General features: G+C 38.3%; 4 protein-coding genes and 1 pseudogene. 4 read left to right on the top strand and 1 reads right to left on the bottom strand.

Going from position 1 to position 6830, the window contains the following annotated elements:
• The first annotated feature begins 573 nt into the window (after window positions 1-573).
• From AFK68_RS16850 to AFK68_RS45505, 4 genes and pseudogenes are all read left to right on the top strand, one after another.
• Complete coding sequence (locus AFK68_RS16850) at window positions 574-1272, top strand: bifunctional 2-polyprenyl-6-hydroxyphenol methylase/3-demethylubiquinol 3-O-methyltransferase UbiG (RefSeq protein ID WP_094673785.1); 699 nt, start codon at window positions 574-576, stop codon at window positions 1270-1272.
• A 518-nt stretch (window positions 1273-1790) separates the two neighbouring features.
• Window positions 1791-3062: a glycosyltransferase family 4 protein gene (locus tag AFK68_RS16845; RefSeq protein ID WP_094673784.1), complete on the top strand. Its 1272-nt coding sequence runs from the start codon at window positions 1791-1793 to the stop codon at window positions 3060-3062.
• Window positions 3063-3384: 322 nt separating this feature from the next.
• A pseudogene (locus tag AFK68_RS45510) lies at window positions 3385-4690 on the top strand (calcium-binding protein); the annotation flags it as partial.
• A gap of 164 nt (window positions 4691-4854) precedes the next feature.
• Window positions 4855-5616, top strand: a complete 762-nt coding sequence (locus AFK68_RS45505; protein WP_371357427.1) for a calcium-binding protein — start codon at window positions 4855-4857, stop codon at window positions 5614-5616.
• Between the two features lie 931 nt (window positions 5617-6547).
• On the opposite strand, the gene AFK68_RS16835 is transcribed toward AFK68_RS45505, so the two are convergent.
• Window positions 6548-6830, bottom strand: a 283-nt coding sequence (locus tag AFK68_RS16835; protein ID WP_210407456.1) for a hypothetical protein, incomplete at its 5' end; no start/stop codon positions are given.

Here is a 6830-nt window from a genome sequence, read left to right as displayed (position 1 = left end):
CTCTCCTTAGTAAAGAACCACCAACATTTTCATTCTGCGAAGCTCCTGAAAAAAATCAGCGCGTCAAAAGATTTTCAGTTGCAACCTCGCCAAAATTCTGATATCATAAAATTTATTAGTAGTTACTCGCCTATACACATGATTTTTTATTCAACTTAATTTTATTTATGCTTCCTATTCCATCAAACCTAGAACTTTGTAATTACCTCAAACCTAAAAATTTGTATATATAACAATCATATTTAAGTTGTGAGATTTTAGTGGTAATTAGAAGTAGGGGTAATTCGCGTTTTGCATTCTGCAAAGCTATCCTAACGGAATGCGGAGCATGACAAACGGAAATTACCCGTACAGGAGTCAGAATATGAAAGGATTTTAATTTCTCTTAATTGCTTTTAAATATCTCATAAATCATTCCTGATTGGTATAGCAATCCACACTTATGTTGTAATATTTTATCCTGGGGTTTTGGATACCAAAACGAGCGAATGGGATTTGGAGACCAAACCCCTACAGTTTTTGCCACAAATCATTTAACTATATTAACAAACTTACAAAATACAAACATATCAGATGACTATTGATTACGAAAAAGCCTGGGAAGAATATGCAAAAAAATGGCAAGAAAATAACCCAGAATTAACTCATATAGGAGATGAATGGATAGGGAAAGCAGCCGGAGCAGCCAACTCATTAGCAGAGTATGAAAAATTAATAGAAGACAAATTTATCGTACCTTATGTCAAACCAAAAGATACAGTATTAGAAATAGGAATTGGTGGAGGAAGAACCGCAGAATTGCTACTCAAATATTGCCAAAAATTAATATGTGCCGACATTTCCAATTCCATGTTAAATGCCACTAAAAATAGACTAGGTGAAGATAGAATAAAATATGTAAAACTTGACGGAATAACATTAAATCAAATTGAGTATCAAGTCGCAGATATTTGCTTTTGTTACGACACAATGGTGCATTTAGAACCCAGAGACATTTTCAATTACTTAACTAAAATTCCTGCCAAATTAAAAGGGCAAAAACTTTGCATATTTCACCACACAAATACCCTCAGCGATCTAGGTTGGCAAAGATTTCTCAAAGATTGGGATAAAAATCTTATGGGTAAACGAAATGGCACCGCCCACTCAGTAATGACAGACACAATAATGGAAAAATTTCTCTCCCATCTTAACTACCAAATTATTCATAAAGATACTAACTCAGTTCCCAGAGATTGTGTGTGGATTTGCCAAGCACCTGAGAATAATTAATAATTAGGGTTTGCTGAAAAAATTAGAGTGTGGGAAGTGTGGGAAGTGTGGGAAGTGTGGGGAGACAGATAAAGTAGGAGGAGTAATTGAAGCTTGATTTTTCTGTGCTTGTCAGTCAGCCGTCCTAACTTTTTGATTTTTCGGGAACCGTGCATAAAGAGCTGAAAACCTGATACTTTTTTCAACAGAAAAAAGACAATTACCTTTATATTTCAATGCATGCGAGAATTAATCAGCAAGCCCTAATTAATTATTAATAATTAAGGGAATAGCAAAAAATAAATTATCCAATTTTTGAACTAAATCTGGAAAGTTTCGCTGCCTTTATTCCCTACTCCCTCAATTCAGGGTAGTTGTATCAAAACTTACGCATAAACACTATATACAGCGCTCAAAAACTCTAACGTTATAGATATGTAGTGTTTAGAACTCAAAAATCCGCAAGTCCTGTATATATTTTTTTATTTGGAAGTCCCTAATAATTTAGTATTAAACCACAATCACCAATCACCAAACTTATGAAAGCCTTATTTCTTCACCCGAATTTTCCCGCCCAATATCGTCATATTATCACCGCTCTAGGAGCTAACCCAGAAAATAAAGTTGTCTTCGGTACAAAAAACGAACGGCCAGAATGGAAAATACCAGGAGTCTACAAAGCACTATTCAACCCCAGTCGCGAACCCCGTCCAGAAACCCACCATTATGTGCGCCCCCTAGAAAGTGCAGTAATTTATGGACAAGCAGTATTTAGAATGGCAGAACAACTGAAAGCCCAGGGATTTGTACCGGATGTAATTTGTGGTCATTCTGGTTGGGGACCAACCCTATTTGTCAAAGAAGCATTTCCAGGAACTCCCCTTCTGTGCTACTTTGAATGGTTCTATCATTCTCAGGGTTCCGATGCAGATTTTGACCCCGCAGAACCTTTGACAGTAGATGATATGGCCAGAATAAGGGTGAAAAATGCCCCCATATTAATAGACTTGTACTCTTGTGATTGGGGATTATCTCCCACATATTGGCAGCGCTCCCAATTTCCTTCAGAACTTCAAAGCAAACTATCCGTACTCCATGATGGAGTAGATACCGAATACTTCAAACCAAATCCCAGCGCAAAACTGGTACTGCCAAATCTAGACCTGTCTGGAGTAGATGAACTTGTTACCTATGTAGCAAGAGGAATGGAACCATATCGAGGTTTTCCAGAATTCATCGAAGCGATCGCCTATATCCAAGAAAGAAGGCCAAACTGTCATGTAGTAGTAGTCGGTTCCGAAAGAGTTTGTTATGGTAAATCTTTACCAAATGGTAAAACTTACAAACAAGAGATGCTAGAAAAAATCCCCTTGGACTTATCAAGAGTTCATTTTGTAGGCTCATTACCCTATGGACTATATTTAAAAGTCATTCAAGCATCCGATGTTCATATTTACTTAACCAGACCTTTTGTGCTGTCATGGTCAATGATTGAATCTCTATCCACTGGCTGTTTAATTGTCGGTTCAGACACAGCACCAGTGAGGGAAGTTATTCAAGATGGAGAAAATGGCCTCTTAGTAGACTTCTTCTCTCCCAAGCAAATAGCTGACCGTGTTGATGAAGTCTTAGACCATCCAACTCGCATGGCAGAAATACGGCAAAAAGCACGCCAAACAGTATTAGAAAGATACCCACTTTCAGACTTATTAAAAAAACATTTGGAACTAATTAATCAAGTTGCCAATCGTAGTCTACCAGCAACTGTAGGTATGGAGAAAAAAACATCTCTAACCTTATCAAAATTCTAGATCCCTGAAAAATTGACCATTATATCTGGGAACCTAAAATTAATTAAACCCGTCCTCCGATAATGTTCATACTATAATCAATCATTAAAAATGTTTTGCCTGAGAATAAATACTAAGTTGTACTTCAAAGTCAATAATGGTAAACTCACAGGCACATAATTAGGCCAATTTTTGGCTAATAATTTTTGTAGTTAAAAGGCTAGACTTATTCTAGATAAACAGGTTAAACTACAGCCGAATATACAATTATTTGTGTTCTGAGTAGTATAACCAAACAGAAAAATTGACCATAAATTTTATAGATGTAGAGGAGTGAAACGGTATGGTAACACTAACTGACCAAGATGATCGTTACGATCAGGATGAACAAGGAAATCCGAAACCTGATACAATTAATGCTCTTGGTGGAGATGACCTAATATTTACTTCTACCCTAGGAGGTAGTTTAGTTCGAGGTGACGACGGGAACGATACTTTAGTATCTAGGGGTCCATCTGGTGTTAATAATTCTGGTGACGCTGATACTCTTGAAGGTGGCAGGGGAGATGATTCCTTACAATTCCAAGCAGCAGCAGGTTTTGGATTTGGAGATGCAGGTAATGACACCTTAGAAGCTGTTTCTCGTACCAGCCTTTATGGAGGTGCTGGAGATGACTTTATGCGAGGTCTGCTTGGAAATAACTGGTTCTCTGCCAATCAAGGTAATGATACGATTGTCATAGGCCAAAGAGATAGCATTTATGGTGGTAGAGGTTCGGATACTATTAGTTTCTCTTCTGGTGATGGAGTACCAGAAGACCTAGATTTGGAAAGTATAGCTACACGATCTAGTGCAACAGGTAATGATAATTTTATATCCGCCAACCGAGATGCAGATTTAGTTGCAGCTTGGGGCGATCGCGATACTATCTATGGTGGTAGAGATAACGATACAATATATTCTTTGGGCAGCCAAGTCCGCTTAAGTGGAGATCGAGGTGATGACATAGTTATTAGCTTGAATCAGGAAACAACAGGTACTCCCGTTGATTCTGAGGCTATAGCTTTAGAGCCAATACTAAGGTCTACTTTACTAGGTGGTGAAGGTAACGATCTGATTCAAGGAGCAGTAGGAGAATTTGGTGATGGTAGAAATTCTTTAGATGGTGGAGCTGGCAACGATACTCTTCAAGGTCAAGCTGCAAGGGATACTTTGATTGGTGGTGAAGGTGACGACCTTATTGTTACAGAGTTGCTGCCAGAAAATGAGGGTAAATTTAGCCCTAATGGTGTAGCAGTTGAGACTCCAGGTTTTTCTGGTCAAAACAGACTAGATGGAGGAGAAGGTAACGATACTATAGTAGCAGGCTTTATTACAGACACCATGATTGGTGGTCTGGGCAATGATTGCCTGAGTGGTGTCTTTAGCCGCGTTGATGGGGGTATTGGCAACGATACTATTGATGCTACAGAAATCAGTACCAATGCTTCGGGTGGTGCTAGTATTGAAGTTACTCTGATTGGTGGTGCAGGTAATGACAGACTTTTAGGTAGTTCAAACCCAGGTGTATCTAACTTCTTCGATGGTGGTACAGGCAATGACTTGATCCAGTTTGGTGGAACTGCCGATCAGTTAATAGGTAACACACNGGGTATTGGCAACGATACTATTGATGCTACAGAAATCAGTACCAATGCTTCGGGTGGTGCTAGTATTGAAGTTACTCTGATTGGTGGTGCAGGTAATGACAGACTTTTAGGTAGTTCAAACCCAGGTGTATCTAACTTCTTCGATGGTGGTACAGGCAATGACTTGATCCAGTTTGGTGGAACTGCCGATCAGTTAATAGGTAACACACAAGGTAATGATACTGTCATAGCAGCTCAGGGTGGAGGTACAGCAACATTCCTCATAGAAGATACTCAAGGAAGTAACACCTTAAGTGGTGGTGATGGAGGTGACACCCTAGTTACTGGAGCAGGTAATGACTCCATTGTTGGTGGTACGACAGATGAAACAGCGAACGATAGTATTGTTGCTGGTGCAGGGGATGACATTATATTTGGCCGTGGTGGCACTGATACAATTCTCGGTGGTGCAGGTGATGACTATATCGCAGCAGGTCTTAATGGTACGGGCGACTCATTAATTGGTGGTGAAGGAGACGATAGTTTTGTTTATTTTGCTGTTGAGCAGGATGTTACTGAAAATAGTGTTATCGTAGATTTCGATCCTGCTGACGACCGAATACTACTTCTTGATGATGGATTTGGTTTAGCCAACTCAAGCGAAGGTTCAGTTATTGCCACTGCTGATTTTGTTCTTGTTGATGCAGGTGATAACTATGAAAATAGCTTTGCTCGAGGCACAACTCCTGTAATTATCTACGAACGAAATCCGGTACAAATTCCAGACGAAGATAGTCCAACATTAGCAGGTTCGGGTGTGTTAAAGTACGATCCTAGTGGTAGTGCTAGTCCTAGTGACGATCCTAACGATTTAAGCGATGTTGTTACTATTGCTCGCCTTAATGGTACTCCAAATCTCCTTCAAAACGACATTTTAATCATCTAATACTATCTATTAGAAAAAAATATGAGGTTGTGATTTACTTTTAATCACTCCTCTTTTTTTTTCTTAATTAGGGTTTGCTGAAAAAGTCTTATGCGTGAGGGTAGGAGTCAGGAGTCACGAGGAATGGGGAATTACAGAGTATGTGGTCTGAACAATTGTCCCTCAGTTTTTCCGCCCTTGTCTACTCAAAATACTGACATTTTTAGCTTCAGGGAGCAAAAAGCTTGTACTTTTAGACCAGATACATGTAACGGCTTGCAAACAAGGCAATTTTCAGCTCACATTAACTGCAAATAAAAACACCCTTCAGCTCACATTATCTGCAAATCAGCTCAAATTATTTGCAAATAAGCTCGCAAACAAGATTTTCGGCTCACATTAAATGCAAATAACCTGTAAGCATTTTGATGCCTAGATTACAGGCTTCAAAATATACAATGTCCCTACTGCGTAGACAAATGTCTACAGCAACACTCAGTCTACAAGGGCAGAGTAGTACCAATACTCTGCCCATAACATATTTTTTCAACCCAAAAATATATTTAGAGGTATATTATTACAGCAATTAGTTTGAGGGTTTATTTTCTAAAGTTACTCAAGATTTTTTAGCTTTTTATACAGCTTATTTCTCACATAATTGAGTAGCTTTTTCAGGCGCTATAATAGCATAAACATTATTATTAATTAAACTATTAATTTCGCTAATNAGCATTGTCATAAAAGATTGCCGAAAAGCTAAATCTTGTTGTTATTATTGAAATTTCAACCTTTAAGTCTAAGAATTTTGGCAATTTAATTGTGGCATTTTTTGTATACTTTCAAGGGAAAATAGTTATCCCGCATTTCTCACAAAAAAGGCGATCGCTATATTTTTTTAAGCGATTGCTCTATTTGTCATGTGCTATATATAGTGTCTTTGCGTAAGTCCTGATTATGTATCAGCCCAATCAGCAACAGAATAGCTATAATCCATCACGGTGTTATAGTATAAATCATCGTTAAGATAAGCGTTGCCTGGATCGAACTGGTTGTAAACATTTACTCCCATATTGTAGTAGTTATAGGAATCCGAAATTAGAGATCTATAGTCTGTATCAGTATCATACCCACTAACTCCAAAGACATTGAGCATATTAGAGTTGTTGGGAAATAAGGTAAAATGGTTCAAGCAGAAATTGGCCAGAAGAATGCTAAATATTGAACGAGCCTTAAAA

The organism is Hydrocoleum sp. CS-953, assembly GCF_002260545.1.
Lineage (GTDB): Bacteria > Cyanobacteriota > Cyanobacteriia > Cyanobacteriales > Microcoleaceae > Trichodesmium.
This window is presented reverse-complemented; position numbering and strand designations above follow the sequence as displayed.